At 65.1% G+C, this 21,634-nt stretch carries 21 protein-coding genes; 4 read left to right on the top strand and 17 right to left on the bottom strand.

The window, feature by feature from the left end:
• Nucleotides 1-48 precede the first annotated feature (48 nt).
• Entirely contained in the window at nt 49-2,430 is a 2,382-nt protein-coding gene (locus tag FJ430_RS01150; protein WP_140650427.1) for a polysaccharide biosynthesis tyrosine autokinase, read from the top strand.
• Nucleotides 2,431-2,440: 10 nt separating this feature from the next.
• Here the strand turns inward: FJ430_RS01150 and FJ430_RS01145 are convergent, their stop codons facing one another.
• The 3 genes from FJ430_RS01145 to FJ430_RS01135 all read right to left on the bottom strand — a co-directional run bounded on the left by FJ430_RS01145 (nt 2,441) and on the right by FJ430_RS01135 (nt 6,413).
• Entirely contained in the window at nt 2,441-3,154 is a 714-nt protein-coding gene (locus FJ430_RS01145; RefSeq protein ID WP_226892031.1) for a metallophosphoesterase, read from the bottom strand.
• A 149-nt stretch (nt 3,155-3,303) separates the two neighbouring features.
• A complete protein-coding gene (locus FJ430_RS01140) occupies nt 3,304-4,383 on the bottom strand; it encodes an acyltransferase family protein (RefSeq protein WP_140702446.1) in 1,080 nt (359 codons plus the stop codon).
• 122 nt (nt 4,384-4,505) lie between these two features.
• Complete coding sequence (locus tag FJ430_RS01135; RefSeq protein ID WP_140702865.1) at nt 4,506-6,413, bottom strand: propionyl-CoA synthetase; 1,908 nt, start codon at nt 6,411-6,413, stop codon at nt 4,506-4,508.
• 452 nt (nt 6,414-6,865) lie between these two features.
• Here FJ430_RS01135 and FJ430_RS01130 point away from each other — a divergent pair, with 452 nt between their 5' ends.
• The 3 genes from FJ430_RS01130 to FJ430_RS01120 are packed head-to-tail and all read left to right on the top strand — an operon-like array spanning nt 6,866 to nt 8,564.
• Nucleotides 6,866-7,153, top strand: a complete 288-nt coding sequence (locus tag FJ430_RS01130) for a PqqD family protein (protein ID WP_140644822.1) — start codon at nt 6,866-6,868, stop codon at nt 7,151-7,153.
• The gene (locus FJ430_RS01125) at nt 7,153-7,584 is read left to right on the top strand and encodes a lasso peptide biosynthesis B2 protein (RefSeq protein ID WP_140644823.1); all 432 of its coding nucleotides are present in this window, start codon (nt 7,153-7,155) and stop codon (nt 7,582-7,584) included. The genes FJ430_RS01130 and FJ430_RS01125 overlap by 1 nt, the downstream gene beginning before the upstream one ends.
• Nucleotides 7,581-8,564 (top strand): serine kinase, encoded by a 984-nt coding sequence (locus tag FJ430_RS01120; protein WP_140702448.1) that lies wholly within the window; start codon nt 7,581-7,583, stop codon nt 8,562-8,564. Before FJ430_RS01125 ends, FJ430_RS01120 begins: the two co-directional genes overlap by 4 nt.
• A 121-nt stretch (nt 8,565-8,685) precedes the next feature.
• On the opposite strand, the gene FJ430_RS01115 is transcribed toward FJ430_RS01120, so the two are convergent.
• The 14 genes from FJ430_RS01115 to FJ430_RS01050 all read right to left on the bottom strand — a co-directional run bounded on the left by FJ430_RS01115 (nt 8,686) and on the right by FJ430_RS01050 (nt 21,573).
• Nucleotides 8,686-9,669 carry a formyltransferase family protein gene (locus FJ430_RS01115; protein WP_181175214.1) on the bottom strand — a complete coding sequence of 328 codons (984 nt, stop codon included), beginning with the start codon at nt 9,667-9,669 and terminating at the stop codon, nt 8,686-8,688.
• A gap of 7 nt (nt 9,670-9,676) precedes the next feature.
• Complete coding sequence (locus FJ430_RS01110) at nt 9,677-10,702, bottom strand: nucleotidyltransferase family protein (RefSeq protein ID WP_140866531.1); 1,026 nt, start codon at nt 10,700-10,702, stop codon at nt 9,677-9,679.
• Between the two features lie 281 nt (nt 10,703-10,983).
• A complete protein-coding gene (dhaK, locus tag FJ430_RS01105; RefSeq protein WP_140702452.1) occupies nt 10,984-11,970 on the bottom strand; it encodes a dihydroxyacetone kinase subunit DhaK in 987 nt (328 codons plus the stop codon).
• A gap of 80 nt (nt 11,971-12,050) precedes the next feature.
• Nucleotides 12,051-12,482 carry a hypothetical protein gene (locus FJ430_RS01100; protein WP_140702454.1) on the bottom strand — a complete coding sequence of 144 codons (432 nt, stop codon included), beginning with the start codon at nt 12,480-12,482 and terminating at the stop codon, nt 12,051-12,053.
• A 7-nt stretch (nt 12,483-12,489) separates the two neighbouring features.
• The gene (gene ptsP, locus FJ430_RS01095; RefSeq protein ID WP_140702456.1) at nt 12,490-14,064 is read right to left on the bottom strand and encodes a phosphoenolpyruvate--protein phosphotransferase; all 1,575 of its coding nucleotides are present in this window, start codon (nt 14,062-14,064) and stop codon (nt 12,490-12,492) included.
• A 41-nt stretch (nt 14,065-14,105) separates the two neighbouring features.
• Nucleotides 14,106-14,408 carry an HPr family phosphocarrier protein gene (locus tag FJ430_RS01090; protein WP_040988690.1) on the bottom strand — a complete coding sequence of 101 codons (303 nt, stop codon included), beginning with the start codon at nt 14,406-14,408 and terminating at the stop codon, nt 14,106-14,108.
• A gap of 19 nt (nt 14,409-14,427) precedes the next feature.
• The gene (gene dhaM / locus FJ430_RS01085) at nt 14,428-14,817 is read right to left on the bottom strand and encodes a dihydroxyacetone kinase phosphoryl donor subunit DhaM (RefSeq protein WP_140702458.1); all 390 of its coding nucleotides are present in this window, start codon (nt 14,815-14,817) and stop codon (nt 14,428-14,430) included.
• Nucleotides 14,817-15,416 carry a dihydroxyacetone kinase subunit DhaL gene (gene dhaL, locus FJ430_RS01080; protein ID WP_140702460.1) on the bottom strand — a complete coding sequence of 200 codons (600 nt, stop codon included), beginning with the start codon at nt 15,414-15,416 and terminating at the stop codon, nt 14,817-14,819. Before dhaL ends, dhaM begins: the two co-directional genes overlap by 1 nt.
• 11 nt (nt 15,417-15,427) lie before the next feature.
• Entirely contained in the window at nt 15,428-17,068 is a 1,641-nt protein-coding gene (locus FJ430_RS01075) for a dihydroxyacetone kinase subunit DhaK (protein ID WP_140702462.1), read from the bottom strand.
• Nucleotides 17,069-17,145: 77 nt separating this feature from the next.
• Nucleotides 17,146-18,159: an ABC transporter ATP-binding protein gene (locus tag FJ430_RS01070; RefSeq protein ID WP_140702464.1), complete on the bottom strand. Its 1,014-nt coding sequence runs from the start codon at nt 18,157-18,159 to the stop codon at nt 17,146-17,148.
• Nucleotides 18,152-19,258, bottom strand: coding sequence for an ABC transporter ATP-binding protein (locus FJ430_RS01065; RefSeq protein WP_140702467.1), 1,107 nt, complete (start codon nt 19,256-19,258; stop codon nt 18,152-18,154). The genes FJ430_RS01070 and FJ430_RS01065 overlap by 8 nt, the downstream gene beginning before the upstream one ends.
• Before the next feature lie 2 nt (nt 19,259-19,260).
• Nucleotides 19,261-19,464 (bottom strand): hypothetical protein, encoded by a 204-nt coding sequence (locus tag FJ430_RS01060; RefSeq protein ID WP_140702469.1) that lies wholly within the window; start codon nt 19,462-19,464, stop codon nt 19,261-19,263.
• A 214-nt stretch (nt 19,465-19,678) separates the two neighbouring features.
• A complete protein-coding gene (locus FJ430_RS01055) occupies nt 19,679-20,629 on the bottom strand; it encodes a carbohydrate ABC transporter permease (protein WP_041001244.1) in 951 nt (316 codons plus the stop codon).
• Nucleotides 20,626-21,573, bottom strand: coding sequence for a carbohydrate ABC transporter permease (locus tag FJ430_RS01050; protein ID WP_140702471.1), 948 nt, complete (start codon nt 21,571-21,573; stop codon nt 20,626-20,628). The genes FJ430_RS01055 and FJ430_RS01050 overlap by 4 nt, the downstream gene beginning before the upstream one ends.
• Nucleotides 21,574-21,634: the final 61 nt, after the last annotated feature.

Below are 21,634 nucleotides of genomic sequence, written 5' to 3'. Positions count from 1 at the left end.
CCGATCTACCAAGGCCGATAGCGCCTGCAACCTGGAATTGGACCGAAGATGAACTATGCCAACTTCCCTCTCGACAAGAGGATGCCGTTGCCCAGCACCGATCCGGAAAAGGGTGAAGACTTCATCGATATCGAGCGTCTGCTTGGCATGGCCGCCCGACAGGTCAAGGTGGTGGCGGTCTGCGCCATCATCGGCTTGTTCCTGGGCGTGATCTATCTGCAGACCACACCCAAGCAATATATGTCGGTGGCGAGCGTCCTGATCGACGAGGGCCTGAACAAGGTCGTCGACGATATCTCGGCGGCGTCGCAAACCATGCAGACCGACGCTTCGCTGCTCAGCCAGATCGAGATCCTGACGTCCGCGCGCCTTGCATCGGTGGTGGTCGACAAGCTGAAGCTCGACCAGAACGAAGCGTTCATGAACCCGCCGCAATCGGCTCTGGCCAAGGGCATCGGTTTCTTGCGCGGCGCGGTCGGCTATTTCCGCGGCAGTTCGGCCGATGACATCCCCGGCATGCAGAATGTCGACGAAGCGACGCGCCAGGCCATGATCAAGACGGCACGCCACGATTATGCCGTGCTGAAGCTGCAGAGCGAGGTGCTGGCGCAGCGCAACGGCCGCAGCTACGTCATTTCCATCGGCTACCAGGCGCCTGATCCTGCCTTGGCCACGGCCATCACCAAGGCCTATGCCGACGCCTATCTGGCCGACCAGCTCAATGCCAGCTTCGACGCCACCGAGCGCGCGGCCTTGTGGCTGCAGGGCCGGCTCACGGAGTTGCGCGAAAGCTCTCAGCAGGCAGCGATGGCCGTCGAGAAGTTCAGGGCCGAACATGGATTATCTGCCAACAGCGACGGCCAGCTCTTGAGCGACAAGCAGCTCGCCGATCTCAACGCACAGCTCATCGTCGCCCAGGCCGATACCGCCAGAGCCAGCGCCCGCTACCAGCAATACAAGGCGATCGTCGACAGCGGCTCCGAAAGCGCCTTCAACGATTCGGCCATCGGCGCCGACCAGCCGAGCAGCTCGGTCATCATCGCGCTCAAGACCCGCTATCTGGCCGTCGCCAAGCGCCTGCAGGACGTCGAGACGAATTTCGGCAAGGATCACCCGCAGGCGATCGCGTTGGCCAAGGAAAAGGCCGATGTCTCGGCGCAGATCTTCGGCCAGCTGAAGCAGCTCACCGAAAGCTACCGCAACGATTTCGAGGTGGCGCAGGCGCGCGAGACGGCTTTGCGCGACAAGATTTCCACCGCCGCCGGCAAGAGCTCGATCGACAACCAGTCGCAGGTGAAGCTGAAGGAGCTCGACCAGCAGGCCCAGGCGCTGACCACGCTCTATCAGACCTTCCTCAGCCGCTATGAGGAAGCTTCGCAGCAGCAGTCCTTCCCGGTCGGCAAGGTCCGCATCATTTCCGACGCGACGATGCCGCTCGCGGCTTCCAGCCCGCGCACCTTGCGCGTGCTGGCGCTCTCGCTGGTGCTCGGCCTGATGCTTGGCGCCGGCTTCGGCGGCCTCAACGAGTTCAACGAGCGTTTCTTCAGGACGGGCGAGGACATTCGCGACCGCGTCGGCCTGAAATTCCTCGGTTATCTGCCGACGATCGGCGGCGGCAAGGCCAAGGATAGCAAAGCCGACGACCTGCCGGCCGACGGCAAGGTGGCCAGTCTCTCCGCGGCTGAGAGACGGGCGCGCATGCGCGTCAGCATCGACGCCCCGGCCTCGATGTTCGCCGAGACGCTGCGCAACGCCAAGATCGCCTTCGACGTGGTGATGGAAGACCGCGGCAGCCGGGTGATCGGCGTCATTTCGGTGCTGCCCGGCGAAGGCAAGTCGACGGTCGCCGCGAACCTTGCCGGCCTGCTCGCCGCCAACGGCGCCAAAACCCTGCTCATCGACGGCGACTTGCGCAATCCTGGCTTGAGCCGCAGCCTCGGCATGGAGGCCGAGCAGGGCCTGATGGAAGCGGTGGTCAACGGCCAGACCTGGCAGTCGGTCGGTAAGGTCGACCGCCAGACCAAGCTCGCGATCATTCCCGCCGTGCTGCGCGGCCAGTTCTCGCACACCAGCGAGCTTCTGGGCTCGGCCGGCATGCGGCGCTTCATCGACAACGCCAAGGAGACGTTCGAATACATCATCGTCGACCTGCCGCCGCTCGGCCCCGTCGTCGACGCCAAGGCTTTCGCGCCGCTGGTCGACGGTTTCGTGCTGGTCACCGAATGGGGCCGCACGCCGCGCAACATGGTGCGCTCGATGCTGGAATCCGAGCCCTATATCGCCAACAAGGTGATCGGCGCGGTGCTCAACAAGGTCGATTTGAAGAAGCTGGCCAAATACGGCTCGCTCGGTGGCTCGGAAAGGTTCTTCGACCGCTATTCGACCTATTATCTGGACAAGTCGGAATCGCGCGCCAAACAGGCTGCCTGACGCGCCGTCTTCAATCTCTTGAAGACAGCAGCCGGCCGTATTTGCCGACGATCCTGAGCGCGGTCAGCCGCCCGGTTTGGAAGGCGCCGGTGTCGATGTCGAGCCGGCGCCCGTCGAGCGTCGGAACCTCCACGACCGTGTGTCCGTGCACCACCCAGCGGTCGAGACGGTGCGCAGCCTCGAAGAACTCCTCGCGGATGTTGAGGAGGTCGCTCTCGTCCTGCGCCTCGAGCGCGATACCGGGCCGGATACCGGCATGGACGAAGACGAAATGCTCGGAGCAGACCATTATGGGCAACGTGCGCAGGAAGTCGACATGGCCGGCGGGAAAGGCCTCGCGTATATGCGCGTCCGTCCGTTCGCTGGAACCGTAGAGGCTTGCCAGGCGGTCCGGATCGATGCCGTAGGAGAACAACGTCTCGCGCCCGCCATAGCCGAGCCAGGTCTCACGCGAGAGATAGCCATCCAGATAGAGGAGCAGCGCGACCTCGTGGTTTCCCACCAGGCAGACGCGCAGGAACCCTCTCGGCGGCGGCGCCATCAGATGGTCGACCACGCGCCGCGAGTGCGGCCCGCGGTCGATATAGTCGCCCAGCATGATGATGATCTTGCGGCCGCTGAACCGCTGCGCATCGAGCTGGATCTTTTGCTCCAGCGCGCGCAGTTCGTCGTGGCAGCCATGCACGTCGCCGATCGCGTAGACGACCGTGTCGCGCATGTCCATGACGAGGCGCTCGCGTGGCGCGGGTCGAGGGCGTCTCGATCGTTGGAAAAGATTCACGGATTGAGGCTCGGCTATTTGCACTGACTGCGCCTCGATATCATGCCGAATGCAAACAATTCCACACCGGCGCGCGATCGGCAGTCGCGTCGTCAGGCGGCCTTCAACCGATAGCGGAACAGCGTGTAGTCCAAGAGCCGCCGGATCCGCGGCTCGGCCTCGGCCGCGATCAGCCAGCTCACCGCGATCATGGCAGCGCCGACAATGGGAATAGCGGCCAGATAGGGCACACCGGCGCGCGTCAGGGCGCCGAGCATCGCCGCACCGACGACATCGTGGATGAGATAGAGCGGATAGGTCATCAGTCCGATCCGCCGCCAGCCGCGCCAGGACAGGTCGAGGCGCAGCGACCACGCCATCAGCGCCACCGCCGCGAGGAAGACGACGATTGGCGCCGTGTAAGGCATCGTGGCTTCCACCTTGACGCTGTGCACGTCGACCGAGCTCGCGATCTGCAATGCGCCCCCGAACAGGAACAGCGCCGCGAAGGCAAGCCGCGGCAGGCTTATCGCCTTGAAGCGCATCAACCACAGAAGCACGCCGACGGCGAAGAACGCGCCGTGATGCACCAGAGCCAGCTGCAGCCAGCGCGTCTCGGCGAGAGCGGTCCAGCCGAAGGCGAAATAGGCGCACCAGAACAATGTGCTGGCGAGGCCGATGACGATGGCCACTATCTCCATCAAGTCGAATCGGCCGAACCGCAGCAGGACCCAGACGATGGCATAGAACGCAATCTCGATACCGAGCGTCCAGTAGACGCTGTCCACCCACGGTTCGAAGGGCACGAACAGCCCGGTGCGGACGAGGCGGATCACGGCGTCCGTCGGCCAGGAGAGGCCGACAGCGAGCAGGACGATGGCGGAGATCGGCGCGCAGATCCAGACCGCCGGCATAAGCCGCCGGAAGCGCGCCTCGAAGAATTTCAGCGGCGTGGAATTCTCGGCGCTGAAGGCGATGACGAAACCGCTGATGACGAAGAACACCTGCACGCCGACCCAGCCGGAACCGGCGAAGGCCATTTCGGGATGCGGCGGGATGCCACCGGTGGCGCGCGCCGAAACGCCGTCGGGGAAGGCCCAGACCCAGAAGCCATAATGATAGAACATCACCATGACGGCAGCCAGGAAACGCAGGATGTCGACACCGCCGAATGTCGTCTTGTGCTGAGCCATGCCGTGCCTTCGGTATGGCCCCCCACGCAAACTTTAAAGTCTATTGCTGCGCTGCACAACAAGCGATTGCAGTGCGGGACAAATTCGTGAATTCTTCCTTAACGCGGCCGTCTGCTTGGCGACTACACCCCGATGCCGCGGCCCTTCAGCGCCGCCGTGATCTCGTCGAGAATGGCGGGATCGTCGATGGTCGCCGGCATTGTCCATTCCTCCTTGTCGGCGATCTTCTGCATCGTGCCGCGCAGGATCTTGCCGGAGCGGGTCTTGGGCAGCCGCTTGATCGTCACCACCGTCTTGAAGGCGGCAACCGGGCCGATCCGCTCGCGCACCAGCCCTACCACCTCGCTTTCGATCGCGCCGCTATCGCGCGACACGCCGGCATTGAGAACGACGAAGCCGAGCGGCACCTGGCCTTTCATGGCATCGGCAATGCCGATGACCGCGCATTCGGCGACATCGGGATGGGCCGCCAGCACCTCTTCCATGGCGCCCGTCGAGAGCCGGTGGCCGGCGACGTTGATGATGTCGTCGGTGCGGGCCATGACATAGAGATAGCCGTCCTCGTCCATCATGCCGGCGTCGGCCGTCTTGTAGTAGCCGGGAAACTCTTCGAGATAGGCCTGGCGGAAGCGGGCGTCGGCGTTCCACAGCGTCGGCAGGCAGCCGGCGGGCAATGGCAGCTTGACCACGACATTGCCGAGCGTGCCGCGCGCCACCTCGTGGCCGGCATCGTCGAGGATACGGATGTCGTAGCCCGGCATCGGCACGCCGGGCGAGCCGTATTTCACCGGCAACAGCCCGAGCCCCGCCGGGTTGATCGTCATCGGCGAGCCGGTCTCGGTCTGCCACCAATGGTCGATTACCGGACAGCCGAGCTTCTGCTCAGCCCATTTGATGGTTTCGGGATCGGCGCGCTCGCCGGCCAGGAACAGGGTGCGGAATTTCGACAGATCGTATTTCGGCACGAACTCGCCCTTGGGATCCTGCCCTTTGATGGCGCGGAAGGCGGTCGGCGCGGTGAACAGCGCCACCACGCCATGCTCTGCGATCACCCGCCAGTAGGTGCCGGCGTCCGGCGTGCCGATCGGCTTGCCCTCGAGCAGCACGCTGGCGCAGCCATGCAGAAGCGGCCCGTAGACGATATAGGAATGACCGACCACCCAGCCGACGTCGGAGGCAGCCCAGAACACTTCGCCGGGCTTCACGCCGAACTCGTTGTCCATGGTCCATTTCAGCGCGACCATGTGGCCGCCATTGTCGCGCACAATGCCTTTCGGCTGGCCTGTCGTGCCGGAGGTGTAGATGATGTAAAGCGGGTCGGTAGCCAGCACCGGCACGCAGTCGACATTGGCGCCGGCCGCCCGTTCACGCGCCACCGCGTCCGCATAGTCGAAGTCGTAATTGTCCTTCATCTCGCAGCGCAGCTGCTCGCGCTGCAGGATGAGGCAGGCGTCGGGCTTGTGCTTCGACATCTCGATCGCCTTGTCGAGCAGCGGCTTGTAGGCGACCACGCGGCCTGGCTCCAGGCCGCAGGAGGCGGTGATGATCAGCTTCGGCTTGGCGTCGTCGATACGGGTGGCGAGCTCATGCGAGGCGAAGCCGCCGAAGACCACCGAATGCACGGCGCCCAGCCTCGCGCAGGCGAGCATGGCGATCGCAGCTTCCGCCACCATCGGCATGTAGATGATGACGCGGTCGCCCTTGCCGATGCCGCGATGCCTCAGCACCGAGGCCAGCGCGACGACCTCGCGCTTCAATTCGGCATAGGTGAATTTCCGGATCGTGCCGGTGATGGCGCTGTCATGGATCAGCGCCAGCTGGTCGGCGCGTCCGCCGGCGACATGGCGGTCGATTGCGTTGTAGCAGGTGTTGCAGGTGGCGCCGATGAACCAGCGGCCATAGACGCCTTCCGCTGGATCGAAGACCTTTTCGGCTGGTGTGTACCAGTCGATCGCCTTCGCCGCCTCGGCCCAGAACCCTATGGGGTCGCTTTTCCAGCCCTCATAGACTTCGCGGTAGCGTGAGGCCATGTGGTCTTCCTCCAGGATGTTTGCCGCTGGGGAATAGCCTAAGTCGTTCTTGCCGGCCATGTCTTCCTGCATTTTGGTCGACATCGCCGGTAAACGGCTCCGTCCGGCGCCTGGCTGGAGGCGTCGCCGTCACGGTCTGCGATATCAGCCGGCTTAGAGCGGTAGCGCGGCCAGCATCAGCCCGACGCCGCCGGCGATCAGGATGGCCGCCGCAAGCGCCTTCCGATGGCGCTCGAACGCCGTCGGAGCCCGTTCCCAATTGTAACGCATACACATCACTCCCCAAAGCCCGGCGGACTCATAGCTTACCCAAGGGCAGGAAGGCAAGACTTCGCTAATATTCGCCCCGCGACGGGCAAGGCCTGCCGAGCTATCGTCCCCTTCGCCACCCCACAGCGATGGACAGCCTTGCTGTGCCGCGCTAATTGCTCTTCAGCGAAGGGAGCGGGCGGATGGCGGAAATCGGCTCTGAAACGGTGCTGCGCATGGCGGACGATGCGTCCGTGCAGCATGTCGGCGATGGCGCCGTCGTGCTCTTGGCGCGCAGCGGCCAGCTTTACACCTGCAACGACACGACCGAGGCTTTCCTCGACAAGGTGAACGGTGCGCGCAACCTCGACCAGATCGTCGACCTGCTGTCGGACGAGTTCGAGGTCGACAAGGCAACGCTCGACCAGGACATGGCCGAATTGGCCGCCGAACTGGTGGCCGAAGGCATCCTCGCCGACCCGGGCGCGTGATGGCCGACGGCCCTGCCCTGCGCATCCTGTTCCGCGTCCATTTGTGGCTCAGCGCCCGGCTGATGCCGGTGCTGGTCGGGCGGCGCGATTTCGAAGGTGTGTTGAAACTGGCGCCGCTGCAGTCGCCGGCGCCCTATCGTGACTTGCCCTGGACCTACATCGTCCACCGCGTCAAGCGAACGGTGCGGCGTCCCTGGCTGATGCGCGACCGCAGGTGCCTTCGGGAAGGCCTGCTCGGTTTTCGCTTTCTGCGCATGGCCGGCCTTGATGCGGAGCTGCGTTTCGGCGTCGATGCCAAGTCGATGAACGAGCCTCGCCTGTCGGCGCATTGCTGGGTCTGCCTCGACGACAAGCCGGTGGTCAGCGACAGCCAGCCCGGCATGGTGGAGATCTACCGCCACCCGGCCAGGATGAAGGCGCCAGCCGCTTGAGCGACCAGACTTTCCGCTACGACCTCAACGGTCAGGTTCTGGGCATCACCGCCGCGCGTGCCGATCTGTGGCCGAGCTTCGACCTGATGCTCGGCGCCTTGCGTGTGGACGAGCCTGTCCAGCCCGGCTTTCGCGTCGACATCGTCGAAACGCTTGAGTTGCACGAGAACCCCGAAGGAAAGCTGGCTTTCGACGGCGAAGTGCCGCTGGACGGCCATTGCCGCATGATCGACGCCGGAAGCGTCTTCCATCTCGTCTTCCCGGGCCAGCAGACCGTGTCGATCCACGACGGCGGGGGCCAGGCCGAAATCCGTCTTCATCCGGACAGCAAGATCAAGTGGACCCTGCTGATGATGGTGCTGGACGCAGCGCTCGACGCGGACGGCCAGCATATGCTGCACACCGCGGGCCTCACCTTGCCTGGAAAGGACGGCCTGGTTCTCATTCATGCGCCAAGCGGCACAGGCAAGTCGACCACATCGCTCGCGCTTGCGTCGCGGGGCTTCGGCCTCTGCTCGGACGACGTGATGATCCTCAACGCAAGCGGGCAGGGCATCACCGCCTGGGGCATGCCGCGCAGGGTGAAGGTCCACCGCAACACGGCGGCGATGCTGCCCTTCGTGGCGCCTTGCCTGGGCGAAAAATGGGACACCGAGGGCGAGCAGTCCGTTTCGCTGGACCGCCTCGGCGAAATCATCCGCGTCGAGGATGTGGGCGCCAGACCCGTCGCCGCGCTCCTGCATCTTGCGCGTTCGGCAGGCACCGAGACCCGGCTGCTGCCGATGGCCAGGACCGACGCCATGGTGGCTTTGGCCACGGACAATGTGCGGACCGGCATGACCGGCCTGCTGTCGCTGCAGAAGAGGCGCATGGCGATGATCGCCGCCCTGGTGAAGGCGGTGCCGACCTTTACGCTCGAAATCGGGGCAAGTCCCGCCGATGCGGCCGCGTTGATCCAGGCTGCCCTTGAGGCGTGTTAGAGCAATTCCAGGAAAAGTGTGGGCGGCTTTGCGTCCGGGAATTGCGACAAAACAAAAGCCTGGAGCATGATCCCGAAAAGTGGGAACCGGCTCTCGGAGAAGATCATGCTCCAGCAAAGAGTTAGCCCTTCGCGCCGAAACGCCGGATGTGGAAGGATCGCTGTTCCCGCCGGGCCTGGCGGGGTTTCGACTGCCATCGCAACAACAGCCTGGACAGCTTGTTGTAGCCCAGATGGACGACGCGGGCGTCGGCGCAGTCGAACTCCACCAGCCCCCATCGGCATTTCGCCGCTTCGCCGCTGGGTGGCCCCAGGCGGCGGACCGGCTGAGCCAACCGGACTGGTCTTCCATTGATCAGCACACTGACCGGAACACTCGGTCCGACGATCCGGCACAGTCGGGCGACATGGTCGCTTGACGACTGCGTGCCGACGATCAACGGGCCCTGTTCGATCTGCGCCCAGACATATGCCCCATCCGGCTGGGGCAATCCGGCAAGCCCGCCACGGCAAAACTCGGGCGCAATATCCGCCGCGAGCGCAGCCATCGCGTCGGCCAGGGCCCGGTTCACCGTTGCGGCCGAATGCCAGTCCTCTGCTACAAAGCCAACATGCGCGAGGATGTCGCCCTCGTCGAAGCCGGACGTCATCTTGTGCAAGGTCACGCCGCCATGGGCTTCATGCATCTGGTCGATAACCAGCCGGTGTATCGGATGCGGGCCGCGATAGTGCGGCAGAAGCGCGGGATGCAGGTTGAGGCCGCCGTTTGGAAACAGCTCCAGCACGGTTCGCGGGATCAGCTTGCCATATCCGAAGCAGATCAGAAGATCGGCGCCGAGCACGTCGAGCTCTCGCCCGAGCGTATCCCAGTCGTAGGGCGGGCTGAATTCGATCAGCCGGGGCATGGCGTGTCTGGGATGAAATATCAACGCAAACCGTCGCCGCAGGCGACGGCGCAGGACACTGAAGCTGAAGCGTTTGCCGGCACGTGGGCCCGGCACGACCACGGCGGCGATGCCGTGGCCGCCATTTGCCCAGCGCGCAAGCATGGGCGCGGTGACGGGAGAAACCTCGGTGACGAACACGGCCGAGAGCGGTTTCTCCATCCCAGGCTCAGGCTGGATATGGTCGCGGCCGCGCCAGCCTCTGCACCCAGCGGAAGGCATCGCGGCTGAGGCGCGAGCGTAGCTTTTCGCGGGAATTGACCCGAAGCAGCATGTTGCCGGTGATGAGCCATTTCGCCAGCCGTATCGAGAGGTCAGGCTTGATGCGGTTGGCAAGCTCGATCGCGCGTGGCGCGCCGAACAGGCGTCCGGTGACGTTGAGGACCGTGGCCAGCTCAAGCTCGATGCCGGTCATGCGGGCGGCCTCGAGCAGCCGCGTTTCCTCCTCCGGCGATTTCAGCCCCCGCACGCCTTGCAGCACGTCGACGCAGAGCTGCAGCCGGTGGAATTTGTGGCCGCCGGCGGCATGGACGATGGCGATGGTGAGGAGCGCGGCCGGCGTGTCGGTTTCGCCGTCGTCGATCGCCTGCAATTCACGAAATCCCAGCGACAGGCGCCGGCGCATACCGGTGTCGTGCACCAGATCGCCATGCAACTCGATCAGCAGGCTGGAGTTCTCTTTCTCCAGCCATTTGAACTCCTGCAATTCATGCGACTCGGCCTCGTCGCTGCCGAGCTCGAAGCCGCATTCGCCGATGGTCTTGTTGGCTTCCTCGATGCTGGCGGGGTCGACGAGAATGTCGATGTCGGTGAAGGGACGGTCCGCAACCTGGCGATAAAGCTTGCGTGCGAACACCGGTCCCTTGACGATCCGGGCCGGCACGCCTTTCGCCGCCAATGCCTTCATGATGCGGTCGCCATGGTACTGCAACAACATCGACTGACCGGTCGCCATCGTCGCTTCATCGCGCAACTCCGACAATTTCCGCTGCAAGGCTGTGTCCTGCGGCAGTTGAGCGTCGCCGATTTCCCTCAGTTTGCGCAGCATGATCGGCAGCACGCCGTGGAACTCCGCATTGGCGAGCAGCGCCAGCAGGGTTTTGGCCGCAAGGCCATTGCCCGCGGCGGCCGGTGCCTCGGGGTCGGCGAAGGTCAGCAGCAGTTTCTCATCGGCAGGCGCAAGAGAAGGCAGCATCAATCTGGTCGAGATTCGTCCATGGAAGACAGATATGGCGAACATGGTTGCAGAAAAGCATCAGGGATGCCAGCAGCGCGAGGGCAAACCCCGCGCATGAATTGACAGTGCGAATAGCTTTGCCGCATTCTCACAAGCTGGAGTCGGAGGGCACGAAAATGACCAAGAAGCAATATCGAGCACCGGTGCTGCGCAAGGTGGGCAAGCTGTCCGCTGTCGTCGCCGGCCCGTCAAAGGTGGTCTAGGCCATCAATCCGCAGCTTCAGCTCGGCTGAAACCGCTTACATCCCCCAGCGCAGCGTCGCCGTGTGAACCGGCGCGTCCCAAAGTGCTGACGTTTCGTCGTCGAGCATGGTCAGCGTGATCGAGCATCCCGCCATGTCGAGCGACGTCACATAGGATCCGACGAGCGAGCGGACAACCGTCACGCCCTGTTTCTCGAACATTCTGCGGGCGCTGTTGTACATCACATATAGCTCCATCGACGGCGTGCCGCCGAAGCCGTTGACGAACAGCAGCGCCGGTCCTTTGGCCCGTTCGCCGAGGTCGCCGGCAATCGCGGCGCAGACCTCCTCGGCGATGGCATCGGCGCTCTTCAGCGTGTCGCGCCGCCGGCCGGGCTCGCCGTGGATGCCGACGCCGAATTCCATCTCGCCGTCGCCGATCTCGAAGGTCGGCTTGCCGGCGGCGGGCACCGTGCCGCTGGTCAGCGCCACACCCATCGAGCGCGTCGCGGCATTGACGCGGTCGCCCAGCGCCTTGAGCGCGGGCAGCGGCATGCCTTGCTCGGCCGCCGCGCCGACGATCTTTTCCACCACCAGCGTGCCGGCGACGCCGCGCCGCCCGGTCGTGTAGGACGAGTTCTCGACCGCGACGTCGTCATTGGTCACCACCTGCAGCACGCCGTCCGCCATCTCGGCCGCCATGTCGAAATTCATCACGTCGCCTTCGTAGTTCTTGACGATGAACAGGCAGCCGGCGCCGGTGTCGACGGACTGCACGGCGGCCAGCATCTGGTCGGGCGTCGGTGAGGTGAAGACCTGGCCGGGGCAGGCGGCGTCGAGCATGCCATGGCCGACAAAGCCGCCATGCAGCGGCTCGTGGCCGGAGCCACCGCCCGAGATCAACGCCACCTTGCCTGGCTTCAGTTCCCTGCGGCGGATGAATTTGTGCTCCTCGCCAAGCACGAGGATGTCGGCATGGGCCGCCGCAAAGCCATCGAGGCTCTCGGTCAGGACCGTGTCCACCGAATTGATGAATTTCTTCATGGCAGTCCTCCCGACGGTCTTTAGTTTACGCAATTCCGAAACGGAAAACCGCCACACACTTTTCCTGGAATTGCTTTTGCTCAGCTGCTGCCCTTGCCGGCGATGCTGGTTATCTTCTGGATGAATTCGTTGATCGCCCGGTCGAGCGCGGCGTTCTGCCTGTCGTCGCCGAAATCCGGCACGATGAGCGAGACATGGCGTGTCTTGCGCGGACCGGAAGCCGCGGGCACTTTGCCGGGATGCGCCTGGTGATAGGCGGCCATGAACTGGTCGCGCTCGGCCTGGCTGAAGTGGCAGACGGAAAAGATGGACGGCAGATGCTTTGACGGGATCGGGATCGAATAGGCCGGGCTGGAAATTTGCGTGACGAAGCTGCGGTGCTTGCCGAGCGCATCGGCAAGGCGCTGGCGCATGCCCGAAGGGCGCTGGTCGATGACCTGCGACAGGATCGTCTTGTAGGCGCGGATCGCCTCTTCCGAGCCTGTTTCCGGTATCTTCTCGGTCCTGCCCATGCCGCGCCTACACCGGCACGTCCGCGATGGCCGCCTTGGCCATGGCGAGTTGCGCGGGAGCGACCGACAGGTCGCGCAGGCCGGCCTCGAGCAGCGCCGGGATGGCTGCCGGATCGCCGCCCGCGTCGCCGCACAGGCTGACCGGGATACCTCTTTCCCGCCCGAAGGCGGTGACCGCAGCGATCAGCCGCAGCACCGCCGGGTGACGGACGGAGTTGAGATGCGCCACGGCTGCGTTGTCCCGCGCGGCCGCCATCACATATTGCGTCAGGTCGTTGGAGCCGATCGAGAAGAAGGCGACATCGGCGAAGGCTTCTGGCGCCAGCGCGACGGACGGCACCTCGACCATGATGCCGAGCGGCGGCAGCCTGTGCGCGACGGCCTGCGCGGCAAGTGCTGCCTGTTCCCCGGCGAACAGCGTGGCGGCTTGGCTGTACTCGTCGGGCGTGGCGATCATCGGGAACATCACCTTCAGATTGCCGTGGATGGCGGCGCGCAGCAATGCCCGGATCTGTACGCGGAAGATATCGCGCCGCGCCAGCGACAGCCTTATGCCGCGCAAGCCGAGAAACGGATTGGTTTCCTCGACCGTGAAACCCGGTATCGGCTTGTCGCCGCCGGCGTCCACGGTGCGGATGGTCACCGGCTTGTCGCCGGCCCAGTCCAGCACCTTGCGGTAGGCACGGTATTGCATCTCCTCGTCCGGCAATGTCTTTCCGAACAGGAATTCGGTGCGCATCAGGCCGACGCCGTCGCAGCTTGCGATATCGATGCCGTCGACGTCGGACGGGTAGGCGATGTTGACCTGGACGCGCACGGTGGTGCCGGCCTTGGTCACCGCCGGCTCCGTCAGGAATGTCCGCGCCGCGCCCTGCCGGTCGGCGAAGGCGGAGGCGGATTGCCGGAAGGCTTCGATCTCGGCCGGCGACGGCGAGAAAACGATCCCGCCGCGCTCGGCATCGAGCAGCGCCGGGCCGGTGAGCGGTCCAGCCGGGATGTCGAGACCGACGACCATCGGCACGCCGCGCGAGCGCGCCAGCATGGCGACATGGCTGGCGGTGCTGCCACGCTTGAGCGCAATGCCGCCGCCTTTGCTCCAATCGGTTTCGAGAAAACGCGTCGGCGCGATGTCCTCGCCATAGAGGATCGCGCCCGGGGGCGCCGCGACCTCGCTGTCCTCGCTCAGCGCCCGCAGCACCTGATCGCGAATGTCGCGCAGGTCCGCGGCGCGGGCGCGGAAATAGTCCTGGTCCGACGCTTCGTAGCCGGCGACCTCGCCGTCCAGCGCCGCGCGCCAGGCGGCGTCCGCCGCCTGCCCGGAACCGATCGCCGCGAAGGCCGGACCGCTCAGGGCGTCGTCCTCCAGCATGGCGATGTGGAATTCGAGGATGCCCGCGGCGTCGCCGTCGGCGGTTTCGATCAGCGCCGCCAGCCGGCCGACGGCCTTGCCGATCGCCACTTCCAGCGCAGCTCTCTCTTCCGCCGCGTCCGCCTTGGCTTCGTAGCCGGCCGGAGGCTGGTCGAGATCGAACAGCGGGCCTTCGGCGTAACCGGGGGAGGCGGGGATGCCGTCAATCCGCATGGCTCGCGTTCCTTGCGAGCACATCGACATGCAGATACGTCTCAAGCGGACCTGGCATGATCCGCGTCCTCGTCGAAGTCACGCTGCACCAGATCGACCAGCGCTTTCACCGCCTGGGCCGCGCCGTCACCCTTGGCGCGGATGTGCAGCATGGTCCCTTTCGGCGCCTTGGCCGCCATCACCTTGACGATGCTCTTGGCGTCGAACCAGGGACCGTTGGCGGCCACCGCCACTTCCACCTCGGCCGCGAACGACTTCGCGAGCTTGGTGAACTTCACCGAAGGGCGCGCGTGCAGGCCCACGGCGTGGGTGATCAGGACCGTTGCTTCGGCAGATGCGGACATTCAGTCGGTTCCCGTTCCTTCACGCCGGCGACAATTCATGCGCCGTCGCCACCACTTCCTTGAGCGAGGCGCCGCCAGAGGATTCGGTCGCCGCCATCACCGCGCCTTCGACGATCGGCGCGTTGCAGACGACTATTCTGTGAGAGCGCGGCTCGCCGATCATCTCGATCGCCATCTCCGAATTGGTCTCGGCGCCGCCGAGATCGACAAGTATGGCGACGCCCGCTTCCGACCAGGCTTTGTCGATCGCATCCATGATCGCCTCGACGCTGGTGCCGAGCCCGCCATGGCCGTTTCCACCGCACCATGCAAGCGGCACTTCATCGCCTACCATCTGGCGCACCATGTCGGCCGTGCCCTCGGCGACCAGGGGCGAATGCGACACGATGACGATACCGACATTGCTCATCAAATACCCTCTATCGCTTCCGCGACTGCGCGCACCAGCAGCGCGGTCGAGCGCGCTCCGGCGTCCATATGCCCGATCGAGCGCTCTCCCAGGAAGGAAGCGCGTCCGCGCAGGGCCTTCATCGGCACCGTGGCTTCCGCCGCCTTGTCGGCCGCATCGACGATTTCGGTGGCCGTCTTGCCTTGCGTCAGCGCCTCATACACCGGCTGCAGCACATCGAGCATGGTTTTTTGTCCCGGCTGCGATTTGCCGCGCGCCGCGACCGCCTCGATCGCCTTGCCCAGCGCCGCGGCCAGCCCGCTTCGATCGGGTGCTGCCGGCATGTCCTTGCCGAGCGCCATGAACAATGTGCCGAACAGCGGCCCGGAGGCGCCGCCGACGGTCATCACCAGCTTGGTGCCGACCGCCTTCAGCGCCTCGGGCAGCGGCTTGGCCGAAAAGGCGTCCGCCTCGGCGCGCACCGCCTCGAAGCCGCGCTTCATGTTCAGCCCGTGGTCGCCGTCGCCGATCGCCTGGTCGAGCGCGGTCAGTTCCTCGGCATGCGCCGCGATCGTATCGGCCGCCGCGGCGATCAGTCTGGAGAAATCGGCTGCGGCCATTTTTCTGCCCTTCATGCCGGGGCAAACAGCGCCGCCACGGCAGCGAAGACTTCGGCTACCGCGAAGGCGCCGGGATCCGCAACGTCGAGCTGCCTGCCGATATAGGCGGAACGGCCGGCCTTCGCCTTCCGCATCGCGGCGGTTGCCTCGGCGCCTTGCCGCGCTGCTTTAGCCGCCGCTTCCAGTCCGGTTGCGTCGAGAGCCCGCAGTGCCGGCTCCAGCGCATCGACCATCGTGCGGTCGCCGACCTTGGCGCCGCCGTAGAAGGTCATCCGGTCGAGCCCGGCGAGCAAGGCCTTGCTGACCGACGCGCCGCTGCCGAGTGACTGCGACGCGGCGGTGAAGAAGATCGACAACAGCACGCCGCTGGAACCGCCCATCGACGAGCCCAGCGTATCGCCGATCGCAGCGGCGGTAGCGGCGCGATCGGCAAGCGGCAGCGTCTCGATGCGCTCGAGGATGCTGCGCGCCCCGGTCGCCACGGTCGAGCCGGTGTCGCCATCGCCTGCCTTGGCGTCGAGCGCGTTGAGCGGCTCTTCCAGCGAGATCAGCCTTTGGCAGACGGCTCTGATCAGCCGCTCTCCGGCCGCATCGTGGCTAGCTGGCTTTGTGGCTGTGCCGATGGCGGGCTTGGCCATCGCCACGACGACCGGCGCGCGAACCGGCTTTGCCGGCAGCCAGGCATGCGGGCCGACGGGCGCGAGCAGCGCCGCCTCGCGCTCGGCGTCCAGCTTGATCAGCGACAGCGAGAAGCCGTTCATGTTGAGCGCCGTCATCAGATGCCCGGGGCCGATCGTCAGCGCCACGGCCTTGGCGAGCGGCGAGGCGAGCACCGCATTGGCGATCAAGGACATTTCGAGCGGCGGCACCGAGCCGAGATTGTTGATCAGCAAGGCATAGCGGCTGCCGGTGTCAAGCCGCGCGGCGAGGCGCTCCGCCATGATGGCGACGAATGCGCCGGCGCTCTGCAGGGCGATGCGCTCGACGCCCGGCTCGCCATGGATGCCGAGGCCAAGCTCGCCGTCTTCGGCGCCGAAGCGCTCCTCATGCGCCTGTCCGGGGATCGAGCAGGAGGACAGCGAGATGCCGAGCGAAAAGATGTCCTTCGCCGCCGCGCGCGCCGCGGCCGCGACCGACGCCAGGTCACGGCCGCTTTCCGAAAGATGCCCGGCGATCTTGTGCACGAACAGCGTGCCGGCGACCCCGCGCGGCTGCGCGATATCGGGCAGCGCGATATCGTCGCCGACGATCGCCATCTCGACCGCCAGACCCTCGGCGCGCGCCTTCTCCGCGGCCAGCCCGAAATTGAGCCGGTCGCCGGTGTAGTTCTTGACGACCAGCAGGCAGCCGGCGGGGCCGGTCGTGGCGCGGATCGCCGCCAGCACCGCCTCGACGCTCGGCGAGGCGAAGATCTCGCCGGAGACGGCTGCCGTCAGCATGCCGGTGCCGACGAAGCCGGCATGCGAGGGTTCATGCCCGGCGCCACCACCGGAAACGATCGCCACCTTCGTCTTGTCCCAGTCGGCGCGCAGCACGACCTTGATCTCGGGATAGCCGTCGAGGCGGGCGAGCGCGCCCGATCCCGCCGTGGCGAGGAAGCCGTCGAGCGCTTCGGTGACGATCGTGTCCTTGCGGTTGAAAAAGTGCTTCATGGATTTCGTCCAGTCCGTATCTGCGGTCGTCAATCGGTGTGCCAATAAGGCGCGAGGCGGCTACATCAGTCCCCCCGCTACATCAATCTTTGCCCGTCCGAGCCGAAATAGAGCGGCGCCATGTAGCGGATCGTCACCTTGTCCCCCTTTGCGAGCGGCGTGTCGGGATCGGTCAGCGTCACCAGCTTCTTCGCTCCCACGGTCACATGCAGGTGGTTCTGGTCGCCGAGATGCTCGACCCAGTCGACCACGCCGTCGGCATGGCCATTCATCGCCTTCTCGATCGCGAGATGCTCGGTGCGGGCGCCGATCGTCGCCGTTCCGGTCGGCGCGCCGCCGTCGGGCAGCAGTCCGGCCGGCAGGAGGTTGATCGCCGGCTGGCCGAGGCGCGCCGCGACATGAAGGTTTGCCGGCTCCGAATAGATCGCGCGCGGCGTGCCGATCTGCACCAGCACGCCGTCGGCGAGGATGCCGATGCGGTCGGCCATGGTCATCGCCTCGATCTGGTCGTGCGTGACATAGAGCATGGTGGCGCCGAGCTCGGACTGGATGCGCTTCAACTCGAGCCTGAGATCGGCGCGCAGCTTGGCGTCAAGCGAGGACAGCGGCTCGTCCATCAGGTAGATCGCCGGCTTGCGCACCAGGGCGCGGCCGATGGCGACGCGTTGCATCTCGCCGCCCGACAGTTTCGTCGAGCGGTTGTCGAGCTTGTGGTCGATGCGCACCATGCGCGCCACTTCCTCGACGCGGCGCCGCACCGCCTCCTCCGGAAAACGCCGCGCCGGAGAGCGCAGCGGGAAGGCGAGGTTGTCGAACACCGAAAGATGCGGATAGAGCGAATATTGCTGGAAGACGAAGGCGGTGTCGCGCTCGGCCGGCGACAGCGCGGTCGCGTCATGGCCGCCGATATGGATCGTGCCGCTGTCCGGCCGCTCCAGCCCGGCGACCAGCCTCAGCGTCGTCGTCTTGCCGGCGCCGGTCGGACCGAGCAGCACGACGAATTCGCCGTCCTTGATGGCAAGGTCGAGATCGTTGATCGCGACGGTGTCGCCGAAACTCTTGGTCACGCCCTTGATATGGACATCAGCCATGGCGCGCCTCCACTGCCTGATCATGCATGGCGGTCCTGACCGCACGTCCGGAGCCCTTTTCGAACAGCGACAGCCGGGCGCTGCTCAAGGCCAGTCCGACCTGTTCGCCGGGGCTGAGATGGATGCCGGCCGGCACCCGCGCCTTGATGATGCCGTCGGCCGTCTCGACCGCGACGATCTGCGTGGTGCCGAGATATTCGGTGCCGTAGATGGCGCCGCGCAGCTTCGAGGCATCGTCGAAGCGGATGTGCTCGGGCCGGATGCCGAGCGCCATGTCGGCGGGTTCGATGTCCTCGCGGACTTCCGGCACCGTCACCTTGGCGCCCTGCACGACGATCTCCTTCGCGCCCCTGGCAAGCCCGCCGCCGAACTTCAGGAAATTCATCGGCGGCGAGCCGATGAAATCGGCGACGAACATGGTTGCCGGCCGGTCGTAGATCTCGCGCGGCGTGCCGAACTGCTCGATGACGCCGTGATTCATCACCGCGATCTTGTCGGCCATGGACATGGCTTCCATCTGGTCGTGCGTGACATAGACGGTCGTGGCGTGGATGCGGTTGTGCAGCTCGCGCAGCTCATGCACCATCAGGTCGCGGAACTCGGTATCGAGCGTGCCGAGCGGCTCGTCCATCAGGAAGCATTTCGGCCGCCGCACGATGGCGCGGCCGAGCGCGACGCGCTGGCGGTCGCCGCCGGCCAGGCCGGAGACCGACTTGTCCAGCAGATGGTCGATACGCAGCAGCTTGGCGGTCTCCTCGACGCGGCTGCGGATCTCGGCCGACGCCATGCCCTGCGCCAGCAACGGAAAGCCGATATTCCGGCGCACGTTCATATGCGGGTAGAGCGCGAAGAGCTGGAAGACGAAGGCGATGTCGCGCTCGCGCGCCCGGCGCATGGTGACGTCCTCGCCGCCGAGCAGGATCTTGCCGCCGGTAGGCAGCTCGAGGCCGGCGATCATGCGCAGCGTCGTCGTCTTGCCGCAGCCGGACGGCCCGAGCATGACGAAGAACTCGCCGTCCTCAACGACGAAATTGGAATCCTGCACGGCGACGAATGCGCCGAAGGCTTTCCTCAGGTTCTGAACACGGATATCGGCCATCGTTATTCCGGGAATTTCGAGACGATGATGAACATGACCGTGCCGGCAAGCATGGTGATGAAGGAATAGGTGTAGAGCGACAGCGCGAAGGGCTGGAACAGCATCAGGAAGCCGATCGCGATGATCGCTGTCGCGATGTTTTCCATCAGGCCGCGCCTTGCCCAGCGGGGCCAAGAGGAGCGCTTGGAGACAACGGTGCGGCTCATGCGTTCCTCCCTTCCTTCTCGTTCAAGGGGAGAGATGATTGCCAGGTGGTTCCCCCACTCCGTCGCTGCTTCGCAGCGCCACCTCTCCCCCCTCCGGAGGGAGAGGAAGGGAGCTTGGCTGAATGAAGTTCGCGCCCTTCCTCTACCCCGTCGATCGGGGGAGAGGTGTCGAGCGAAGCTCGACGGAGTGGGGGTCGACTTATTCCCACACTGCTCATTTGCGCACCGCGCCGAAGGTGATGCCGCGCAGGAGCTGCTTGCGGAGCAGGATGGTGAAGACGAGGATCGGCACCAGGAAGATGGTCGTGCCTGCCGCCACCGCCGGCCAGTCCTGGCCACCCTCGCCGATGATGGTCGGGATGAAGGGCGGCGCTGTCTGCGCCGTGCCGGAGGTCAAGAGCGCTGCGAATGCATATTCGTTCCAGGCAAAGATCAGGCAGAAGATGGCGGTCGCGGCGATGCCGGTGGTCGCCTGCGGCAGCACGGTGCGCCAGAAGGCTTGCAGCCGCGTATAGCCGTCGATCATCGCGGCCTCCTCGTATTCGCGCGGGATCTCGTCGATGAAGCCCTTGAGCAGCCAGACCGCCAAAGAGACGTTGACCGCGGTGTAGAGCAGGATCATGCCGAGCGCGGTGTCGGAGAGGCCGAGTTCGCGATACATCAAGTAGATAGGGATCGCCACCGCGATCGGAGGCATGAAGCGCGTCGACAGGATGAAGAACAGAAGGTCGTCGGCTAGAGGCACCTTGAAGCGTGAGAAGCCATAGGCCGAGAGCGTGCCGAGGAACACCGCGCAGAAGGTCGAGCCGAAGGCGATGATCAGCGAGTTGACGAAGCGCGGCAGGAAGTTCGACGGCCCGGCGATCACCATGTTGCGCTTGCGCACGGTCTCGTCGCAGAAGCCGGTCGCCGGCCCGAGCGAGTTGATGTATTCCGGCGTCTGCCGGGTGCGGGTGGTGAACAGGTTGCAATAGCCCTCGATGCTCGGCTGGAAGACGATCTTCGGCGGGTAGGCGATCGAATCCGGCGGCGTCTTGAAGCTGGTGGCGAAGATCCACAACAGCGGCACGATCGAGATCAGCGCATAGGCTATGATGATCGTGCCGGCGATCAGCTTCGCGTTCGACGAGGGTGCTACGACGGAATGGGCGGTGGTCAGGCTCATCTCTGCTTCACCTTGTTGAGCGCCTTGACGTAGATGTTGGCGAGGCCGAACACCGCGACAAACAGGATGATGGCGAAGGCCGAGGAATAGCCGGTGCGCCAGCTCTCGAAGGCCTGCCGCTTCAGCGTGATCGAGGCGACCTCGGTGGTCGAGCCGGGTCCGCCGCCGGTCAGCAGGTTGACCATGTCGAACATCTTGAAGTTCTCGATGCCGCGGAACAGCACGGCCAGCATGATGAAGGGCAGCGCCATCGGCAGCGTGATCGACCAGAATTGCCGCCAGTTGGAGGCGCGGTCGACCTCGGCCGCCTCGTAGATGTATTCGGGAATCGAGCGCAGGCCGGCGAGGCAGATCAGCATGACGTAAGGCGTCCACATCCAGGTGTCGACGATGATGATTGCCCATGGCGCCAGTTCGACATTGGACAGCATCTGGACATTCGTCGGCGGAATACCGGTGACGAAGGAGATGACATAGGAAAACAGCCCGATCTGCGGCTCGTAGAGGAAGCGCCAGAAATTGCCGACCACAGCCGGCGACAACATCATCGGCACCAGGATGATGGTGGTCCAGAAGGCGTGGCCGCGGAACTTGCGGTCGATCAGCCAGGCCAGCGTGAAGCCGATGACGGTCTGCAGGAGGATCGTCCAGAACACGAAATGCGCCGTCGTCTGCATGGCGATCCAGATGTCCTGGTCGCCAAGGATGCGCTGGTAATTCGACAGCCCCAAATTCTTCACAACCTCGTTGGGCCGGTTGGCGCGGTAATTGGTGAAGGAGAGATAGATCGCCCAGAACAGCGGGAAGATGTTGATGGCCAACAGCAAAAGGATCGTCGGCGAGATGAACAGCCAGGCGAGGCCCTTGTCGCTGATGCCCCGGATCTTCTTGGCCAACGGCTCCGGCGTCGCCCGGGCAACGTTGTCCGCAGTCCGATTGAGCATGGTAAGTCCTGCTTCGGTCACGGGTAAGTCTCGGCTATGGAATTTATCTGAACTGCGTCCC

Source organism: Mesorhizobium sp. B2-8-5 (assembly GCF_006440675.2).
Taxonomy (GTDB): domain Bacteria; phylum Pseudomonadota; class Alphaproteobacteria; order Rhizobiales; family Rhizobiaceae; genus Mesorhizobium.
The sequence above is the reverse complement of the archived record's forward strand: the minus strand, read 5'-3'. Positions and strand labels throughout refer to the sequence as shown.

What these genes read in the sequence shown, in the direction of transcription:
- dhaL (WP_140702460.1), bottom strand. Translation starts at nt 15,416, where the DNA reads ATGGCCGCAGCCGATTTCTCCAGACTGATCGCCGCGGCGGCCGATACG.
- FJ430_RS01150 (WP_140650427.1), top strand. Translation starts at nt 49, where the DNA reads ATGAACTATGCCAACTTCCCTCTCGACAAGAGGATGCCGTTGCCCAGC.
- FJ430_RS01070 (WP_140702464.1), bottom strand. Translation starts at nt 18,159, where the DNA reads ATGGCTGATGTCCATATCAAGGGCGTGACCAAGAGTTTCGGCGACACC.
- dhaK (WP_140702452.1), bottom strand. Translation starts at nt 11,970, where the DNA reads ATGAAGAAATTCATCAATTCGGTGGACACGGTCCTGACCGAGAGCCTC.
- dhaM (WP_140702458.1), bottom strand. Translation starts at nt 14,817, where the DNA reads ATGAGCAATGTCGGTATCGTCATCGTGTCGCATTCGCCCCTGGTCGCC.
- FJ430_RS01115 (WP_181175214.1), bottom strand. Translation starts at nt 9,669, where the DNA reads ATGGAGAAACCGCTCTCGGCCGTGTTCGTCACCGAGGTTTCTCCCGTC.
- FJ430_RS01145 (WP_226892031.1), bottom strand. Translation starts at nt 3,154, where the DNA reads ATGGACATGCGCGACACGGTCGTCTACGCGATCGGCGACGTGCATGGC.
- ptsP (WP_140702456.1), bottom strand. Translation starts at nt 14,064, where the DNA reads ATGCGGATTGACGGCATCCCCGCCTCCCCCGGTTACGCCGAAGGCCCG.
- FJ430_RS01075 (WP_140702462.1), bottom strand. Translation starts at nt 17,068, where the DNA reads ATGAAGCACTTTTTCAACCGCAAGGACACGATCGTCACCGAAGCGCTC.
- FJ430_RS01135 (WP_140702865.1), bottom strand. Translation starts at nt 6,413, where the DNA reads ATGGCCTCACGCTACCGCGAAGTCTATGAGGGCTGGAAAAGCGACCCC.
- FJ430_RS01110 (WP_140866531.1), bottom strand. Translation starts at nt 10,702, where the DNA reads ATGCTGCCTTCTCTTGCGCCTGCCGATGAGAAACTGCTGCTGACCTTC.
- FJ430_RS01065 (WP_140702467.1), bottom strand. Translation starts at nt 19,258, where the DNA reads ATGGCCGATATCCGTGTTCAGAACCTGAGGAAAGCCTTCGGCGCATTC.
- FJ430_RS01130 (WP_140644822.1), top strand. Translation starts at nt 6,866, where the DNA reads ATGGCGGAAATCGGCTCTGAAACGGTGCTGCGCATGGCGGACGATGCG.
- FJ430_RS01090 (WP_040988690.1), bottom strand. Translation starts at nt 14,408, where the DNA reads ATGTCCGCATCTGCCGAAGCAACGGTCCTGATCACCCACGCCGTGGGC.
- FJ430_RS01060 (WP_140702469.1), bottom strand. Translation starts at nt 19,464, where the DNA reads ATGAGCCGCACCGTTGTCTCCAAGCGCTCCTCTTGGCCCCGCTGGGCA.
- FJ430_RS01100 (WP_140702454.1), bottom strand. Translation starts at nt 12,482, where the DNA reads ATGGGCAGGACCGAGAAGATACCGGAAACAGGCTCGGAAGAGGCGATC.
- FJ430_RS01050 (WP_140702471.1), bottom strand. Translation starts at nt 21,573, where the DNA reads ATGCTCAATCGGACTGCGGACAACGTTGCCCGGGCGACGCCGGAGCCG.
- FJ430_RS01140 (WP_140702446.1), bottom strand. Translation starts at nt 4,383, where the DNA reads ATGGCTCAGCACAAGACGACATTCGGCGGTGTCGACATCCTGCGTTTC.
- FJ430_RS01055 (WP_041001244.1), bottom strand. Translation starts at nt 20,629, where the DNA reads ATGAGCCTGACCACCGCCCATTCCGTCGTAGCACCCTCGTCGAACGCG.
- FJ430_RS01125 (WP_140644823.1), top strand. Translation starts at nt 7,153, where the DNA reads ATGGCCGACGGCCCTGCCCTGCGCATCCTGTTCCGCGTCCATTTGTGG.